We start from the raw sequence: 17,171 nt of genomic DNA, 5'->3' as shown, positions 1-17,171 counted from the left end.
CCGGGAACAGATCCCCGGGCGCGGGCACTGTCATAGACATGAGCGAAAACAGCGCATTCAGGATCGAGCACGACTCGATGGGCCAGGTGCGGGTTCCGGCGCATGCCAAGTGGCGGGCCCAGACCCAGCGGGCCGTGGAGAATTTCCCGATTTCCGGGCAGCGGCTGGAGCGGGCGCACATCGAGGCGCTGGCGCGGATCAAGGGGGCCGCCGCCAAGGTCAATGCCGAGCTGGGCGTGCTGGGCAAGGACGTCGCGGAGGCCATCGCGGAGGCGGCGGCCGAGGTGGCCGAGGGGCGGTGGGACGAGGACTTCCCGATCGACGTGTTCCAGACCGGGTCGGGGACGTCGTCGAACATGAACGCCAATGAGGTGATCGCGACCCTCGCCGGTGAGCGGCTGGGGCGGGACGTGCACCCCAACGATCACGTCAATGCGAGCCAGTCGTCCAACGACGTCTTTCCCTCGTCGATCCATATCGCGGCGACGTCGGCCGTCCTGAACGACCTGATTCCGGCGCTGGAGCACCTGGCCGCGGCGCTGGAGCGGAAGGCGACGGAGTTCGCCGAGGTGGTGAAGTCGGGGCGGACGCATTTGATGGATGCGACGCCGGTGACGTTGGGGCAGGAGTTCGGGGGGTACGCGGCGCAGGTGCGGTACGGCGTCGAGCGGTTGCGGGCTTCGTTGCCGCGGCTGGCCGAACTGCCGTTGGGGGGAACGGCGGTGGGGACGGGGATCAATACGCCGCCGGGCTTCTCGGCGGCGGTGATCGCCGAGGTGGCACGGACGACCGGGCTGCCGTTGACCGAGGCCCGCGATCACTTCGAGGCGCAGGGGGCGCGGGACGGGATCGTGGAGACCAGCGGTCAGTTGCGGACCATTGCGGTCGGGCTGACGAAGATCGCCAACGACCTGCGGTGGATGGCGTCGGGGCCGCGTACGGGGCTCGCCGAGATCAATCTGCCGGATCTCCAGCCCGGCTCGTCGATCATGCCGGGGAAGGTCAATCCGGTGATTCCGGAGGCGGTGCTGATGGTCGCCGCGCAGGTCACCGGCAACGACGCGACGGTGGCCACGGCCGGGGCGGCCGGCAATTTCGAGCTGAACGTGATGCTGCCGGTGATCGCCCGGAACGTACTGGAGTCGGTGCGGCTGCTCAGCAACGTGTCGCGGTTGCTGGCCGATCGGACGGTGGACGGGATCACCGCGAATGTGGGGCGGGCCCGGGAGTACGCCGAGTCGTCGCCGTCGGTGGTGACGCCGTTGAACAAGTACCTCGGCTACGAGGAGGCCGCAAAGGTCGCCAAGCGGTCGTTGGCGGAGCGCAAGACGATCCGGGAGGTGGTGGTCGAAAGCGGTTACGTCGAGCGCGGTCTGCTCACGGTGGAACAGCTCGACGAGGCGCTGGACGTGCTGCGGATGACCCATCCGTAACGCCCGCCGTCATCGCCTCCGTAACCACGGGTGCGGCGCATGTCACCGCGCGCGTAACGCGACGCCCCTAAGATCTGCGCATGACAGCGGACATGGTGGAGACGACGGAAGGCGAGACGGCCGGTGTGCCCGGGCCGACGGCCGGGGCGGGGCAGGCGGCGGCCGAGCGGGGGCGCTGGGCCCCCGGGGACCACATCCTGTGGCGCTATCGCGACAACGCCGATCCCCGCCGGTTCCACATCTGTCGTCCGATGACCGTTGTGCAGGACACCGAGGAGCTGCTCGCGGTGTGGATGGCGCCGGGCACACCGTGCATCAAGCCGGTGCTCGCCGACGGGACGCCGGTGCACCGCGAGCCGCTCGCCACCCGCTACACCAAACCGCGGCGGACGCTGCGTGACCAGTGGTTCGGCAGCGGTGTGTTGAAGCTGGCACGGCCGGAAGATCCGTGGTCGGTCTGGCTGTTCTGGGAGAGCGGCTGGCACTTCAAGAATTGGTACGTCAATCTGGAGGAGCCGCGCCGCCGTTGGTCGGGCGGAATCGACTCGCTCGACCATTTTCTCGACATCTGCGTCTATCCGGACCGGCGCTGGGAGTGGCGGGACGAGGACGAGTTCGCACAGGCACGGCGGGACGGGCTGATGACGGACGCGCAGGTGTCCGAGGTCAGAGCCGCCGGACGCGCCGCGGTCGCACAGATCGCGGCGTGGGGCGGGCCGTTCGCGGACGGTTGGGAGGATTGGCGGCCCGATCCGGCCTGGGAGGTTCCCGCGCTCCCGGAGGACTGGGAACGCCTGCCAGATCATTTGCTGCCGTGAGGTTGCAAACGCGAAAAGAACAGCAGGAAGAGAGTGAAGGGGGCGAACGATGGAAAGGTGCGCCTATGGGCAAAGCTGTTTCCCGCCGGGTGCCCCCGGGGTTCCCGCCGGACGAGAAGCGGTACCCAGCCCCCTTGCTGCACCCTGGGCCTTCAAACGTAGGATCGTCCTCCGCAAGACTGCACAGGCGCAACTCCAGAACGGGAAAACGAACTTGACCGCGGTCGCAGGAGGGGCGGGGTCGTGAGCGCGACAAGCTACGACACGTACGAGGGCCTGAATCGGTTAGCACTCGACCGGGCCGGACAGGCCGAGGCGTTCGACGCGATCGGGAACCAGTACGAAACGGCTTTCCCACATAAGGAAGGCCAGATCGCCTCGGGCGTATGGTTGAGCGGGGAACTGCCGGCCGGGTCACGGATCCTCGATGCCGGATGCGGCACGGGACTGCCGACCGCCCGTCAACTGCGCGACGCGGGCCACCGGGTCGTGGGAATCGACCTCTCCCCCGGGATGGTCAAACTGGCCCAGGAGAACGCCCCTGGTGCCGAATTCCACCGGTTGGACATCGCCGATCTGCGCGGTGGCCGGCTGGGCGGACCGGGTTCCTTCGACGGAATCACCGCCTATTTCTCACTGCTGATGATGCCCCGTGCGGAAATCCCCTGTGCCCTGGGCATGCTGCACGACCTCCTGCGACCCGATGGGCTGATGGCCCTGGCAATGGTCGAGGGCGATATCGACGACTTCCCCATTCCGTTCCTCGGCAGCATGATCCGGGTATCGGGATATCTGCGGGACGACCTGCGCCGGGTCGTGTGCGACGCGGGTTTCGACATCGTCGGGGAGGACTCCTATGCGTATGCCCCGGCGAGTACGGACGTACCACCCGAAATCCAGCTCTTCCTGCACCTGCGACGCGCTTGAGACGCACCGCGTCAGGCGCGTCCGCTCGGGCGGCGCGCACCGAACGCGGCGCGCCGGCGCCAGCCCCGGACGGATGGAATCCCACGCGTGACGGAGCATCCCACCTCCCACGAAACGCGGCAGTCGGCCCCGACCGCCGCGTCCTCGGCACTCCCTGCTGCGGGGACGGCCGGGACGGCGCCGCTCGGCGGCGTACCCGACCCGCGCAGCGCCCTCCAGCAGCCCGTCGGCACCGGCCACGATCCGGCGCCGGGTACGGGGTTCGCCGTGCGCGGGGGTGACGACAACGGCCTCGGCGGCGCGACCGGCAGGTCGGCCGCCACGGCCTCCGCGGGGCCGCCGGCCGGGCAGGGGGACGCCGAGCCGGCCGCCGACCACGGCCCGGCCGGTGACGGCGCACGGGCGTACGGCGCCGCCCGCGCGCCCCGCGACAGTTCCTACGGTGGATACACCGGGTCGTACGGGGGCTCGTACGACCCGTACGGGGAGGTGGCCATGCCCGCGGAGGGACGGCCGGATTCGGAGTCGGGCGCGGAGCGCGCGGCGGTACGCGCGGGCCGGCCGGTGGCGCAGGGCGCGGTGGATCGCGCCGGGCCGCCGGACCCGGGCGAGGAGCCGGGGCATGCGCAGCCGCGGCCCGACGGTGCGGGTGTCGGGCGGCCCCGCGAGGGCGACGGGGCGGCCTGCGCGCACGGCGGTGAGCCGGGCGCCGGCGGGCTGCCGCCGGGGCCGCCGGGTGCCCGGGGCGGCGGCCGATCCGGTCCGGCCGATGCGGAGTTGCCGCCTCCGGCGGGGCCGCCGCACCCGCCCGTGGTGCCGCCCGCGCGGTCGGCGCACCCCGGCGAGAGCAGCGAGGTGACCGCCGCGCGGCAGGCGAGCGGCGACCGGCTGCGGTTCATCGGGGCGGCGACCCGGCGGATCGCCCGCGGCATCGACCTCGACGAGATCGTGCTGGGGCTGTGCCGGGCGACGGTGCCGACGTTCGCCGACGCGATCCTGGTCTATCTGCGCGACCCGCTGCCGGTGGGCGACGAGCGGCCGACCGGCCCGGTGGTGCTGCGGCTGCGCCGTACCGACCGGATCCCGGAGGAGCCGGACACCAACGGGCTGCGGCTGCCGGTGCTGCCCGCGCAGCCGGATCTGGGTCCGGCGATGGGCGGCAGCGCCGCGGAGCTGGCCGAGGTGCGGCCGGGCGGTCCACTGGCGGAGGTGCTGCGCGGGGTCCGGCCGCTGTTCGGCGAGGCGCAGGCGGCGCGGACCGCGCTGCCGGAGCTGCTGGGTCCGGACACCCGGCTGCCGGGCGGCCACCGGGTGATCCTGGCGCCGCTGCGCGGGCGCCGGCGGGTGATCGGCGCGGCGGTGTTCCTGCGCCGACCGGACCGGCCGGCGTTCGAGCCGGACGACCTGCTGGTGGCGGCGCAGCTGGCCACCCACACCGCGCTGGGCGTGGACAAGGCGGTGCTCTACGGCCGCGAGGCGTACATCGCCGACGCCCTGCAGCGCACCATGCTGCCGGACTCGCTGCCGCAGCCCACCGGCGTGCGGCTGGCCAGCCGCTATCTGCCGGCCGCGGAGACCGCCCGGGTCGGTGGCGACTGGTACGACGCGATCCCGCTGCCGGGAAGCCGGGTGGCGCTGGTGGTCGGCGATGTGATGGGCCACTCGATGACCTCGGCCGCGATCATGGGTCAGCTGCGGACCACGGCGCAGACCCTGGCGGGGCTGGACCTGCCGCCGCAGGAGGTGCTGCACCACCTCGACGAGCAGGCCCAGCGGCTGGGCTCGGACCGGATGGCGACCTGCCTGTACGCGGTCTACGACCCGGTGGCGCACCGGATCATCGTCGCCAACGCCGGGCATCCGCCGCCGGTGATGCTGCACCGCGGCGGGCGCGCGGAGGTGCTGCGGGTGCCGCCGGGCGCGCCGATCGGTGTCGGCGGGGTGGACTTCGAGGCGGTGGAGCTGGACGCCCCGGCGGGTGCCACGCTGGTGCTGTACACCGACGGCCTGGTGGAGTCGCGGATCCGGGACGTGTGGACCGGCATCGAGCAGCTGCGCGAGCGGCTGGCCGAGACGGCCCGGCTGACCGGGCCCAATCCGCCGCCGCTGGAGCCGCTGTGCGACGAGGTGTTGGACATGCTCGGGCCCGGCGACCGCGATGACGACATCGCGCTGCTAGCGGCCCGGTTCGACGGGATCGCACCGAGCGACGTGGCGTACTGGTACCTCGATCCGAAGGCGCAGACGGCCGGGCAGGCGCGCCGGCTGGCCCGGCGGGCGCTGGCCCGCTGGGGCCTGGACGAGCTGTCCGATCAGCTGGAGCTGCTGGTCAGCGAGGTGGTGACCAATGCGGTGCGGTACGCCGAGCGGCCGGTGACGCTGCGGCTGCTGCGCACCGACGTGCTGCGCTGCGAGGTCGGGGACGATGTGCCGCAGCTGCCGCGGCTGCGGCAGGCCCGGCCGTCCGACGAGGGCGGTCGGGGGCTGTACCTGGTCAACCGGATGGCCCGGCGGTGGGGCGCGACCCGGCTGAGCATGGGCAAGGTCGTCTGGTTCGAGCTGTCGATGCCGCCGGGGACGCGGCGCTGAGCCGGCCGCACCGGCACGCTGCGGGAGGACCTCGTCCGGGATCGGGCGGGGTCCTCCGGTGTGTGCGGGCCCGGACTCGTCCGGACACCTGGGTGCCCGGCGGCAACGCCCCGTCCTGGACGCTGTATGTGCAGGTCATGCCGTTCGACGACGCCCCGGACTACCGCTTCAACCCGTTCGACCTGACCAAGGTGTGGCCGCACGGCGACTACCCGCTGATCGAGGTCGGCCGGATGACGCTGAACCGGAACCCGGAGGACTACTTCATCCACATCGAGCAGGCCGCGTTCGAGCCGTCCAGCATGGTGCCGGGCACCGGCCCGTCCCCGGACAAGATGCTGCTCGGCCGGCTGTTCTCGTACCCGGACGTCAACGGCGGCTGATCCCCACGGGGAACGCGGCGGCCCGCACCCCCCGTGGGGGCGCGGGCCGCTGTGGTGCCGGGTGACCGGGCGGGTCAGTTGCCGAAGTTCGGCACGGTGTTGCCGCCAGCGCCGTTGGCCCCACCGGGAGTGCCGGTGGTGCCTCCGTTGCCGGTGGTCCCGCCGTTGCCGGTGGTCCCGCCGTTGCCCGTGGTGCCCCCGTTTCCGGTGGTGCCGCCGGTCGGCGGGCCGCCCGCGGTGCCGCCGGTCGGCGGCGTGGGCCGGCCGGTCGGGCGGTCGGTCCCGCTGTCCGACGGGGTACCGGTCGGCGTCGGGGGGCCCGACGGGGTACGGGTCGGCGTCGGGGTCGGCGTCGGGGTGACCGGCGCGGACGGGGTCTGCGTCGGGGTGCTGGGCGGCGGCACCGCGGCGCCCATGTCGGTCTCCAGGCTGAAGTCGCCGCCGGCGCCGTCGCCGACCGCGTCCTGGGTGTAGTCGGCCCAGACCCGGGCCGGGTAGCCGCCGCCGTTGACCCGGCCGCCGCCTCCGGTGCCCTTGAGGGTGACCTGCTTGCCGCCGTTGGGCGACTCGCCGAACATGCCGACCGCGGTGACCAGCTTGGGCGTGTAGCCCACGAACCAGGCCGACTTGTTGTCGTCGGAGGTACCGGTCTTGCCCGCCGCCTTGTAGTCGGTGTTCTTCACCGCTTCCGAGGCGGTGCCGTCGTCGACCACGCCGGTCAGCACGGAGGTGATGGTGTCGGCCGTCGTCCGGGACAGCACCTGGTCGCCGATCGGGTCCTTGAGCTTGACCTCCTTGTCGACGCCGTCCTGGGTGTGGACGGCCTTGACGACCATGGTCGGGGTGACCTTCGTGCCGTGGTTGTCCAACGTGGCGTACGCCCCGGCCATCTGGAGCGGGCTGGCGCCCATGGTGCCCAGCGTCATGGCCGGCTGCACGTCCATCTTGGCGCCGTTCATGCCCAGGCTGACCGCGGTCTTCTTGACCTGGTCCAGGCCGACGTCGGCGCCCATCTGCGCGAAGACGGAGTTGACGGAGTTGTTGGTCGCGGTCTGGACGGTGATCCGCCCGTAGGTGTGCTCGTCCTCGTTCGGCGGGGCGAAGGGCTTGGTGCCGCCGACCACCGGACGGCGGTTGCGGCCGTCGTAGATCGCGTTCGGGGTGATCGGGACGCCGCCCTGCGTGACCGCGTGGTTCTCCATGGCCGACGCCAGGATGATCGGCTTGAAGGTGGAGGCCGGCTGGTAGTCGGAGCGGGTGGCGTTGTTGGTGTAGTGCTTGGGGTAGCCCGCACCGCCGTACAGCGCCACGACGTAACCGGTCTTGGGGTCCACCGAGGCGGCGCCGAGCTGGGCGTCCCGGTCGACCGAGCGGCTGTCGGGCTTGAGGTCGTCGGTGAGCTTCTGCTTGACCGCGCCCTCCAGCGACTTCTGCCGCTTCTTGTCGATGCCGAGGGTGACCGTCCACCCGCCGGCCTCGAATTCGTTCTCGTCGACGCCCTGGGCGAAGAGCTCCTTCTTGGCCGCGTCGATGATGTAGCTGGCCTGGCCGGTCAGACCGGGCAGCGGCTTGGGGGGCTGGGGCACCGGGAACTTCTGCTTGGCGCGCTCCTCGGGCGAGAGCCACTTCATCTCGACCATGTTGTCGAGGGTGTACGCCCAGCGCTCCTGGACCCGCTGCTTGCCGGCGTCGGAGGCGATGGCCCAGTCGTACTGGTTGGGCGCCTGCAGCAGCGAGGCGAGGTAGGCGCCCTGCGCGACGGTGAGCTTGTCGGAGTCCACGCCGTAGTACGCCTGCGCGGCGGCCTGGATGCCGTAGGCGCCGCGGCCGTAGAAGCTGGTGTTGATGTAGCCGGCGAGGATGTCGTCCTTGGAGAACTTCTGGTCCACCTTGAGGGAGATCACGATCTCCTGGAGCTTGCGGGAGACCGTCTGCTCCTGGCTCAGGTAGTAGTTCTTGACGTACTGCTGAGTGATCGTCGAGCCACCCTGCTTGCCCTTGCCGCTGAGGGTGTTGATGACGCCGCGGAGGGTGCCCTTCAGGTCCACGCCGGAGTCGTTGTAGAACGTCTTGTTCTCGGCGGCGACGAAGGTGTGCTGGACTACCTTGGGTATCCGGCTCAGCGGGACGGTCTCACGGTTGACCTGGCCGACCCGCGCCATGACCGAGCCGTCCGCGTACTTGAAGACGTTGCTCTGGAGCTTGGCTTCCTTGTTGCCGGCCGGGACGTCCACGTAGAGGTAGAGCCCGACGAAGCCGAGGATGCCCAGCAGGCAGATGCCGAGGACGGTTCCGAGGATCTTCTTCCAGGTGAAGAAGCGGCGTATGCCGGACTTCTTCTCGTTCTTTCCGGCCTGGCGGGCGCCGCCCTGCCGCGCCCGCCTCGCGTTCGCTCGGCCCATCGCTCGTGCAACTCCAGTCGTTCCGCCCCCGGCATAACTCAGCTGTTGAAGCTAACACCGCAACTGTCAACAAATACTCATCGATCAAGGCTTTTCCCTACGTGACATACAGCACGGGAAAGGAACGCAACCCTCGCGGCACCTGGCCAAATCCCTCTGGACCCCAGCAGGCCAGCACGTTAAAGTGCTATCACTTTGCTAGACCAGCGAAAGCACGCACTGCGGCACACATCACGTGCCGCGGCGCGCGTCAACCGAGAAACGGGGACCCCATGACCGATACGACACCCGCCACCCCGACACCCACCCTCTCCGCGGACGCCCCGGAGATGCCGGCGCCGCACGTCCGCGAGCGTGCCGCGCACAGCATCCCGGGCGGACTGGCCCTGCTGCTGACCGTCCTGGGCGTCGCCCTCGGCGTCGTCGTGATCGTCGTCGGCGGCATCACCGGCAACAACGGCAACAAGGCGGCCGCCATCCCCCTGGTGCTCGTCGGGATCCTGCTCCTGGTCGGCTCGCTCTTCTGCATGACCGGCGTGAAGATGGTCGCGCCGGGCGAGGCCCGGGTGATCCAGCTCTTCGGGCGGTACGTCGGCACCATCCGCAACGACGGCCTGCGGTGGGTCAACCCGCTCACCTCGGCCCGCAGCATCTCCACCCGGATCCGCAACCACGAGACCTCGGTCCTCAAGGTCAACGACGCCTACGGCAACCCGATCGAACTGGCAGCGATCGTCGTGTGGAAGGTCGAGGACACCGCCCAGGCGCTCTTCGAGGTCGACGACTTCCTGGAGTTCGTCGCCACCCAGACCGAGGCGGCCGTCCGGCACATCGCCATCGAGTACCCCTACGACGCGCACGACGAGGGCGACCTCTCGCTGCGCGGCAACGCCGAGGAGATCACCGAGAAGCTCGCCGTGGAGCTGACCGCCCGGGTCCAGGCCGCCGGCGTGCAGATCATCGAGACCCGCTTCAGCCACCTCGCCTACGCCCCGGAGATCGCCTCCGCGATGCTCCAGCGCCAGCAGGCCGGCGCGGTCGTCGCGGCCCGCCAGCAGATCGTCGAGGGCGCGGTGGGCATGGTCGAGTCGGCCCTGGAGCGCATCAACGAGCAGGGCATCGTCGAGCTGGACGAGGAGCGCAAGGCCGCCATGGTCAGCAATCTGATGGTGGTGCTGTGCGGTGACCGCGCCGCCCAGCCCGTCCTGAACGCGGGCTCGCTCTACCAGTGAGCACTGACAGCCCCCAGGGGGCCGGCGCGGCCGGCGACCGGCCCGCCGGCCGCCGGCCGCAGCAGCGCAAGCAGGTGCTGCTGCGACTGGACCCGCTCCTCCACGACGCCCTCACCCGCTGGGCCAACGACGAACTCCGCAGCGCCAACGCGCAGATCGAGTTCCTGCTCCGCAAGGCCCTGTCCGACGCCGGACGGCTGCCGCGGGGCACGGGTGCCCCGCCCCGCAGGGGGCGTCCGCCCAAGCGGCGGGAACCGGAGGACGGGACCGACGGACCGGCGGAGTGAGCCGGTCCGGGGCGTCGCTTCCGGGGCGTCACTTCCGGGGCGACGGTCGAATGACGGGGTTTCCGGTGACGGGCGGACGCGTGACCCACCGTCACTAGAAACCCCGTCTATACATACCGCGTATACACCTCATGTAGAGTTCGGTCGTGCTCATGGGACGGCGCCGCCATCGGCGCGCCCTGCCCTTGCCATGCCCTGCCCGTACTCCCGGAGGCCCGTGTATGACCCCGGCCGGTTCCCTGCTCGAAGCCCGTGCGCTGCACAAGGCGTACGGCCCGACGCCCGCGCTCGACGGCGCGGACTTCGCCATCCACCCCGGTGAGGTGGTCGCCGTCATGGGCCCCTCCGGGTCCGGCAAATCGACCCTGCTGCACTGCCTCGCCGGGATCATCCGCCCCGACTCCGGCTCCGTCCGCTACGGGACGCACACCCTGACCGGGCTCAGTGACGCGCGGTGCAGCGCGCTGCGCCGCACCGACTTCGGGTTCGTCTTCCAATTCGGCCAGCTCGTCCCGGAGTTGACGTGCCTGGAGAACGTCGCGCTGCCGCTGCGGCTGAACGGCACCAAGCGCAAGGACGCCGAGCGGCAGGCCCGCGACTGGCTGGCGCGCCTGGAGGTCGACGGGGTCGCTGCCAAGCGGCCCGGGGAGATCTCCGGCGGCCAGGGCCAACGGGTCGCGGTCGCCCGTGCGCTGGCCACCCGACCGCGGGTGATCTTCGCCGACGAACCCACCGGCGCCCTGGACTCCCTCAACGGCGAGCGCGTGCTGACGCTGCTGACGGACGCCGCCCGGGACACCGACGCGGCCGTGGTGCTGGTCACCCACGAGTCGCGGGTCGCCGCGTACGCCGACCGCGAGATCGTGGTGCGGGACGGCATCGCCCGGGAGACGGCGGGCGCGGCGTGAGCATCGACACGACGACCACCGGGGGCGGGCTGCGCGGCTGGGCCCGGGACCTCGGCATGGGGGTACGGTTCGCGGTCGGCGGCGGGCGCGAGGGGTGGATCCGCACCCTGCTCACCGCGCTCGGTGTGGGGCTGGGCGTGCTGCTGCTGCTGGGCGCCGCGTCGATACCGACCATGATGGAGACGCGTACGCAGCGCGGCCAGGCCCGGCTTCCCATGGAGATGGAGAGCGAGGCGTTGGCGCCGTCGGCGGCGACGCTGGTCGAGGCGGAGGCGGACACCGAATTCCGCGGCGATCCCGTACGGGGAAAGCTGCTGCGGCCTGACGGCGACCAGGCGCCCACCCCACCCGGGGTGAGCGCGCTGCCGGGGCCGGGCGAGATGGTGGTCTCCCCTGCCCTGCGCGAGTTGCTCGGCTCACCGGAGGGCCGACTGCTGCGGGAGCGGCTGCACTTCAAGGACGTCGGGACGATCACCCAACCCGGTCTGATCGGTCCTGGCGAGCTCCTCTACTACGCCGGCAGTGCCACGCTCACCACGGACGACGGGGGCTGGCGGATCGCCCGTTTCGGCACGCTCGTCAAGAGCGATCCGCTGGACCCGCTGCTCCTGACACTGTTGATCGTGGGCTGCGTGGTGCTGCTGATGCCGGTCGCCCTCTTCATCGCCACGGCCGTCCGGTTCGGCGGCGAGCGCCGGGACCGTCGGCTGGCAGCGCTCCGGCTGATCGGCGCCGACGCGCGAGCAACCCGGCGGATGGCGGCCGGTGAGGCGCTGTTCGGGGCGGTGTGCGGGCTGCTGGTGGGGGCCGGCCTGTTCGTGGTGGCCCGGCAGTTCGTCGGCGACGTCACCGTCTGGGACATCAACGCCTTCCCGTCCGATGTGACGCCGGTCCCGGGTCTGGCGGCGCTGGTCCTGCTCGCCGTACCGGTGTCCGCGATCGGTGTCACACTCTTCGCGCTGCGCCGGGTCAGCATCGAGCCCCTGGGCGTCGCACGCGACAGTGCCGGGCGCCGGCGCCGGCTGTGGTGGCGACTGCCGTTCCCGGTGGCGGGGCTGGCGCTGATGCTGCTCAACGGTCGGGTCAGCGGGCGCGACGCCGAGGTCAATCCGTATCTGGTGGCGGGCGGCGCGGCGCTGCTCCTGGTGGGTGTGACGCTGCTGCTGCCGTGGGCGGTGGACGCGGCGGTGGCGCGGTTCCGGGGCGGGCCGGTGCCCTGGCAGCTGGCCGTCCGGCGGCTCCAGCTCAGCGGGGGTGCGGCGGCCCGCGCGGTCAGCGGGATCACCGTCGCCGTCGCCGGGGCGATCGCGCTCCAGCTGTTCTTCTCCGCGATCCAGGGCGACTTCATGAAGATCACCGGGCAGGACCAGAGCCGGGCGCAGCTGCGGACCATGCTTCCGTCCCACGACATCGGCGCGATCCGGAAGATGATCAGCGAGTTCCACGCGACCGAGGGCGTCCGGGGCGTCATCGCGTCCATCGGCTCGTCCGCCCGCCGGCCCGGTCCGCTCCGCAAGGGTGAGGAGTTCCGGCCCGGCACGCTGGTCAGCGTCGGCGACTGCCCCAGCCTGAGCGAGCTGGCACACACCGGCCCCTGCAAGGACGGCGATGTCTTCGTCGTCAAGGACAGCACCGGCACGGTCGACGAGGACGACATCACCGAGGTCGCCCGGCCCGGCGCCACGGTGGACTTCGCGGGGGACGACGGAAGGAGCGGACCGCCGCCCCACCCCCGGCTGTGGACCATCCCGATGTCGGCCCGCACCATCGAGGCCCGTAAGGACCCCACGGGACAAGCGGTCTTCGGCCTCATGGCCACCCCGGGCTCCCTGGACCTGAAGCTGCTGGAGCGTCCGACGGCCCGCGCCATGGTCAAGATCGACCCGAGGGTCCCGGACGCCGTCGAGCACGTCCGGAACACCGCGGCCCGGATCGACCCGCAGACGAGGGTCTTCACGCTCCAGAACACCGCCCGCGACAAGCAGTTCACCAGCCTGCGCACCGGTCTGCTCGCAGCCGCCACCGCGATGCTGGCCCTGATCGCCGCCAGCATGCTGGTGACGATGCTGGAGCAGCTGCGCGAGCGCCGCCGGCTGCTGTCCGTCCTGGTCGCCTTCGGCACCCGGCGGGCCACGCTGGCCTGGTCGGTGCTGTGGCAGACCGCCGTCCCGGTGGCCCTGGGGCTGGCCCTGGCGGTGGCCGGCGGCGCCGGGCTGGGCCTGGCGCTGCTGCGGATGGCCGGGAAGACCGCCTTCGACTGGTCGGTGGTCTGGCCGCTGACCGCCGCCGGGGGCGCCCTCGTCCTGGTGGTGACGCTGCTCAGCCTGCCGCCGCTGTGGCGGTTGATGCGGCCGGACGGGCTGCGCACGGAGTGAGCGCACGCGGTGCGGGGCGGTCGCCGGCAGAAATCTGCGGCGACCGCCCCGCACCTCCCCCCCTCAGAGCAAGCCGGTATACCACGTGCGTATACACCAGCGTTACAGCCCCGAGTAAGGTGGTCGTCATGTCAATCGGTCATACGCTGCTGGGCCTCCTGGAGTCCGGCCCCCGCCATGGCTACGACCTCAAGCGGGCCTTCGACGAGCACTTCGGGCAGGACCGCCCGCTGCACTACGGGCAGGTCTACTCCACGATGTCCCGGCTGCTGAAGAACGGCCTGGTCGAGGTGGACGGCGTGGAGGCCGGGGCGGGCCCGGAGCGTAAGCGGTACGCCATCACCGACGCCGGGATCACCGACGTCGCCCAGTGGCTGGCCCGGCCGGAGAAGCCCGAGCCCTACCTCCAGTCCACGCTCTACACCAAGGTCGTCCTGGCCCTGATGACCGACCGGGACGCGGCCGAACTCCTCGACACCCAGCGCGCCGAGCACCTGCGGCTGATGCGCGGCCTGACCGAGCGCAAGCGGACCGGGGACCTCGCCGACCAGCTGATCTGCGACCACGCGCTGTTCCACCTGGAAGCCGATCTGCGCTGGCTGGAGCTGACCGCCGCCCGCCTGGACAAACTGGCGGAGGCGGTCGGCGGATGACACCCGAGGGATCCCTGCTCGCCGCGGAGGGGCTGCGCAAGGCGTACGGCCCCACGCCCGCGCTGGACGGCGCCGACTTCTCCATCCACCCCGGTGAGGTGGTCGCCGTCATGGGCCCCTCCGGGTCCGGCAAATCGACCCTGCTGCACTGCCTCGCCGGGATCATCCGCCCCGACTCCGGCACCGTCCGCTACGGCACGCACGCCCTGACCGAGCTGACCGACGCCCAGCGCAGCGCGCTGCGCCGCACCGACTTCGGATTCGTCTTCCAATTCGGCCAGCTCGTCCCGGAGTTGACGTGCCTGGAGAACGTCGCGCTGCCGCTGCGACTGAACGGCACCAAGCGCAAGGACGCCGAGCGGCAGGCCCGCGACTGGCTGGCGCAGCTGGAGGTCGACGGCGTGGACGGGCAGCGCCCCGGAGAGATCTCCGGCGGCCAGGGCCAACGGGTCGCGGTCGCCCGCGCGCTGGCCACCCGACCGCGGGTGATCTTCGCCGACGAACCCACCGGCGCCCTGGACTCCCTCAACGGCGAGCGCGTGCTGACGCTGCTGACCAACGCCGCCCGGGACACCAACGCGGCCGTGGTGCTGGTCACCCACGAGGCCCGGGTCGCCGCCTACTCCGACCGCGAGATCGTCGTCCGGGACGGCCGGGTGAAGGACATGGCGGGCCGGATATGACCCTGCTCCGCTCGCGGCCCCACGGCGAGCGGGACACCACCGTACCCGCACCGCCGCCCGCGCCCCCGCGCACCGGCCCGGCCCGCTGGGCCCGCGACCTCGCCATGGGCATGCGGTTCGCGGCCGGCGGCGGGCGGGAGGGCTGGATCCGCACCGCCCTGACCGCCGCCGGGGTCGCCCTCGGCGTGGCGGTACTGCTGTTCTGCGCCTCCGCCCCGACCCTGATGAACGCCTGGCACGGCCGGGAGAAGGCCCGCGAGAACCTCGGCCAGGCGCACCCGCCGCCGCGCAGCGACCGCACCGTCCTGTACGCCCACACGGACACCGTCTTCCGGGGCACCGCCATCCGCGGCCGGCTGGTCCGCCCGGACGGCGCGCACCCGCCGGCGCCGCCCGGCATGCGACACCTGCCCGGCCCGGGCGAGATGGTGGTCTCGCCGGCCCTGAAGGACCTGCTGGCCGCCCCCGACAACGCACTGCTGCGCGCCCGCCTGAGCAGCTACCGGATCGTCGGCGTGATCGGCGACGAGGGCCTGAAGGGCCCGCGGGAACTCACCTACCTCGCGCACAGCGACGCCCTCAGCGAGCTCACCGGCTACCGCATCGACCGCTTCGGCAAGAGCTGGGACCCACGGCCGCTGACCACGCCCGGCCTGGTCCTGGTGATCATGACGTGTGTGGCGCTGATGACGCCGGTGATGGTCTTCATCGGCACCTCCGTGCGCTTCGGCAACGAACGCCGGGAGCGCCGCCTGGCCGCCCTCCGCCTGGTCGGCGCCGACGTCCGCACCACCCGGCGGATCGCCTCCGGCGAGGTGCTGTTCGGCTCGCTGCTCGGACTGTTGGGCGGCGGCGCGCTGTTCCTCGCCGGCCGTCTGCTGGCCCCCTCCATCACCCTGTGGGACATCAACGTCTATCCCTCGGACGTCACCCCCGGCCCGCTCGCCGCGCTGCTGATCACCGTCCTGGTGCCGACCGCCGCCGTCCTGGTCACCCTGGTCGCCCAGCGCGGCGTCACCGTCGAGCCGCTCGGCATCGTCCGCAACCGCCCACCGGTCCGCCGCCGGCTGTGGTGGCGCGTCGCGCTGCCGGTCGCCGGCACGGCCCTGCTGGTCCCCATGGCGATCCGGCCGGGCCCGATCGACGATCCGCTCGCCACCGGCTGCCTCGCCGGCGGCTCCACGCTGCTGCTGTTCGGCGTCACCGCACTGCTGCCCTGGCTGGTCGACCGGGTCGTGGGCCGGCTGCGCGGCGGCCCGGTCACCTGGCAGCTGGCGGTCCGCCGGCTCCAGCTGAGCAGCGGCCCGGCGACCCGCGCGGTCAGCGGCATCACCGTCGCGCTGGCCGGCGCCGTCGCCATCCACATGCTGATGACCGGCTCGCAGGCCGGCTACGCCGCCGCGTACGCCGAGTCCGGCCGGGTACCCCAGATCAGCCTGTGGGGCAACGGGGCGAGCTGGCAGCAGACCGAACGACTGCTGAGCGCGCTGCGTGCCACCCCCGGGGTCACCACTGCCCGCGGCCTCCTCGATGCCAACGCCGGCCGGATGCCCACCCCGGACCACGACACCGACCGCGACCTCCCCGGCATCATCGGCGTCGGCACCTGCGCCGAGCTGCGCAAGGTGGCCCACCTGCCGTCCTGCCGGGACGGCGACGCCTTCGTCACCGACGGCCACCGGGACTCCGGCACCGAGAGGGGCCTCACCCCCGGTGCCACCATCAACCTCAACCCGCCGGACGCCTCCGACGAGCCCGTCCCGGCCCCCCGCCCCTGGACGGTTCCGCCGTCCGCCCGCGCCGCCCAGCTCGCCCCGCTCCAGGACGGCCACCGCCTCTACTACGACCTGCTCCTGACCCCCTCGGTCCTCGACACGAACCGGCTCACCAGGCCCAGCGTGGAGGCCCTCGTCCGCTTCGACCGCGACACCCCCGACGCCGTCGAGCACATCCGCAACACCGCGGCCCGGATCGACCCGACGATGATGGAGGGCTCCTCCATCGACAACCCGCACGACCGGCAGTACGACGGCATCCGCACCACGATCTTCATCGGCGCGGTCGTCACCCTGCTGCTGATCGGCGCGGGCCTGATCATCTCCACCGTCGAGCAGCTCTACGAACGCCGCCGGCTGCTCTCCACCCTCGACGCGTACGGCACCCGCCGCGCCACCCTCGGCTGGTCCGTCCTGTGGCAGACCGCCCTGCCGGTCGCCCTCGGCCTGGCCCTGGCGCTGTCCTGCGGACTGGCCCTGGGCTCCCTGCTGCTCACCATCATCGGCAGCGACGTGATCGTCGACTGGCCGGTGGTCGCCGGCATGACCGCCATCGGCGGCGGCGTCATCCTCTTCGTCACCGCCCTGAGCCTGCCGCCGCTGTGGCGGATGATGCGGCCGGAGGGGTTGCGGACGGAGTGATACCCGAACGGGTGAACGTTGTCGTACGAGACGGGTGCGGGCGACCGTGCCTACGATGATGGCA

The 17,171-nt window shown here is 72.1% G+C and carries 12 protein-coding genes and 1 pseudogene; 12 read left to right on the top strand and 1 reads right to left on the bottom strand.

From position 1 onward, the window contains the following. The first annotated feature begins 38 nt into the window (after positions 1-38). The 5 genes and pseudogenes from JNO44_RS27395 to JNO44_RS27375 form a co-directional block, all read left to right on the top strand. Positions 39-1,433, top strand: coding sequence for a class II fumarate hydratase (locus tag JNO44_RS27395; RefSeq protein ID WP_073443668.1), 1,395 nt, complete (start codon positions 39-41; stop codon positions 1,431-1,433). A gap of 80 nt (positions 1,434-1,513) precedes the next feature. Beyond that, entirely contained in the window at positions 1,514-2,251 is a 738-nt protein-coding gene (fomD, locus tag JNO44_RS27390) for a cytidylyl-2-hydroxypropylphosphonate hydrolase (RefSeq protein ID WP_420882692.1), read from the top strand. Between the two features lie 243 nt (positions 2,252-2,494). Then, positions 2,495-3,178 carry a class I SAM-dependent methyltransferase gene (locus JNO44_RS27385; protein WP_205366502.1) on the top strand — a complete coding sequence of 228 codons (684 nt, stop codon included), beginning with the start codon at positions 2,495-2,497 and terminating at the stop codon, positions 3,176-3,178. 87 nt (positions 3,179-3,265) lie between these two features. Then, a complete protein-coding gene (locus JNO44_RS27380) occupies positions 3,266-5,767 on the top strand; it encodes a SpoIIE family protein phosphatase (RefSeq protein ID WP_205366501.1) in 2,502 nt (833 codons plus the stop codon). Between the two features lie 92 nt (positions 5,768-5,859). Then, a pseudogene (locus JNO44_RS27375) lies at positions 5,860-6,141 on the top strand (catalase); the annotation flags it as partial. Positions 6,142-6,224: 83 nt separating this feature from the next. Here the strand turns inward: JNO44_RS27375 and JNO44_RS27370 are convergent. Then, entirely contained in the window at positions 6,225-8,552 is a 2,328-nt protein-coding gene (locus tag JNO44_RS27370) for a transglycosylase domain-containing protein (RefSeq protein ID WP_205366500.1), read from the bottom strand. 272 nt (positions 8,553-8,824) lie between these two features. Between JNO44_RS27370 and JNO44_RS27365 the strand changes: the two genes are divergently transcribed. The 7 genes from JNO44_RS27365 to JNO44_RS27335 all read left to right on the top strand — a co-directional run bounded on the left by JNO44_RS27365 (position 8,825) and on the right by JNO44_RS27335 (position 17,107). Further along, positions 8,825-9,784, top strand: coding sequence for an SPFH domain-containing protein (locus JNO44_RS27365; RefSeq protein WP_205366499.1), 960 nt, complete (start codon positions 8,825-8,827; stop codon positions 9,782-9,784). After that, positions 9,781-10,071, top strand: coding sequence for a type II toxin-antitoxin system antitoxin (locus tag JNO44_RS27360; protein WP_205366498.1), 291 nt, complete (start codon positions 9,781-9,783; stop codon positions 10,069-10,071). The genes JNO44_RS27365 and JNO44_RS27360 overlap by 4 nt, the downstream gene beginning before the upstream one ends. A 221-nt stretch (positions 10,072-10,292) precedes the next feature. After that, positions 10,293-10,979, top strand: coding sequence for an ABC transporter ATP-binding protein (locus JNO44_RS27355; protein ID WP_205366497.1), 687 nt, complete (start codon positions 10,293-10,295; stop codon positions 10,977-10,979). A 56-nt stretch (positions 10,980-11,035) separates the two neighbouring features. Beyond that, positions 11,036-13,354, top strand: coding sequence for an FtsX-like permease family protein (locus JNO44_RS27350; RefSeq protein WP_205370617.1), 2,319 nt, complete (start codon positions 11,036-11,038; stop codon positions 13,352-13,354). A gap of 128 nt (positions 13,355-13,482) precedes the next feature. Beyond that, the gene (locus JNO44_RS27345; protein ID WP_073443678.1) at positions 13,483-14,007 is read left to right on the top strand and encodes a PadR family transcriptional regulator; all 525 of its coding nucleotides are present in this window, start codon (positions 13,483-13,485) and stop codon (positions 14,005-14,007) included. Next, entirely contained in the window at positions 14,004-14,690 is a 687-nt protein-coding gene (locus JNO44_RS27340; RefSeq protein WP_205366496.1) for an ABC transporter ATP-binding protein, read from the top strand. Before JNO44_RS27345 ends, JNO44_RS27340 begins: the two co-directional genes overlap by 4 nt. Beyond that, positions 14,687-17,107, top strand: a complete 2,421-nt coding sequence (locus JNO44_RS27335; protein WP_205366495.1) for an FtsX-like permease family protein — start codon at positions 14,687-14,689, stop codon at positions 17,105-17,107. Before JNO44_RS27340 ends, JNO44_RS27335 begins: the two co-directional genes overlap by 4 nt. Positions 17,108-17,171 lie beyond the last annotated feature (64 nt).

Origin of the sequence: Streptomyces noursei (assembly GCF_016917755.1) — a bacterium.
Lineage (GTDB): Bacteria > Actinomycetota > Actinomycetes > Streptomycetales > Streptomycetaceae > Streptomyces > Streptomyces yunnanensis.
This window is presented reverse-complemented; position numbering and strand designations above follow the sequence as displayed.

Coding starts and splice junctions, on each gene's coding strand:
- JNO44_RS27395 (WP_073443668.1), top strand. CDS start 39: ATGAGCGAAAACAGCGCATTCAGGATCGAGCACGACTCGATGGGCCAG.
- fomD (WP_420882692.1), top strand. CDS start 1,514: ATGACAGCGGACATGGTGGAGACGACGGAAGGCGAGACGGCCGGTGTG.
- JNO44_RS27370 (WP_205366500.1), bottom strand. CDS start 8,552: ATGGGCCGAGCGAACGCGAGGCGGGCGCGGCAGGGCGGCGCCCGCCAG.
- JNO44_RS27365 (WP_205366499.1), top strand. CDS start 8,825: ATGACCGATACGACACCCGCCACCCCGACACCCACCCTCTCCGCGGAC.
- JNO44_RS27355 (WP_205366497.1), top strand. CDS start 10,293: ATGACCCCGGCCGGTTCCCTGCTCGAAGCCCGTGCGCTGCACAAGGCG.
- JNO44_RS27350 (WP_205370617.1), top strand. CDS start 11,036: ATGGGGGTACGGTTCGCGGTCGGCGGCGGGCGCGAGGGGTGGATCCGC.
- JNO44_RS27345 (WP_073443678.1), top strand. CDS start 13,483: ATGTCAATCGGTCATACGCTGCTGGGCCTCCTGGAGTCCGGCCCCCGC.
- JNO44_RS27340 (WP_205366496.1), top strand. CDS start 14,004: ATGACACCCGAGGGATCCCTGCTCGCCGCGGAGGGGCTGCGCAAGGCG.
- JNO44_RS27335 (WP_205366495.1), top strand. CDS start 14,687: ATGACCCTGCTCCGCTCGCGGCCCCACGGCGAGCGGGACACCACCGTA.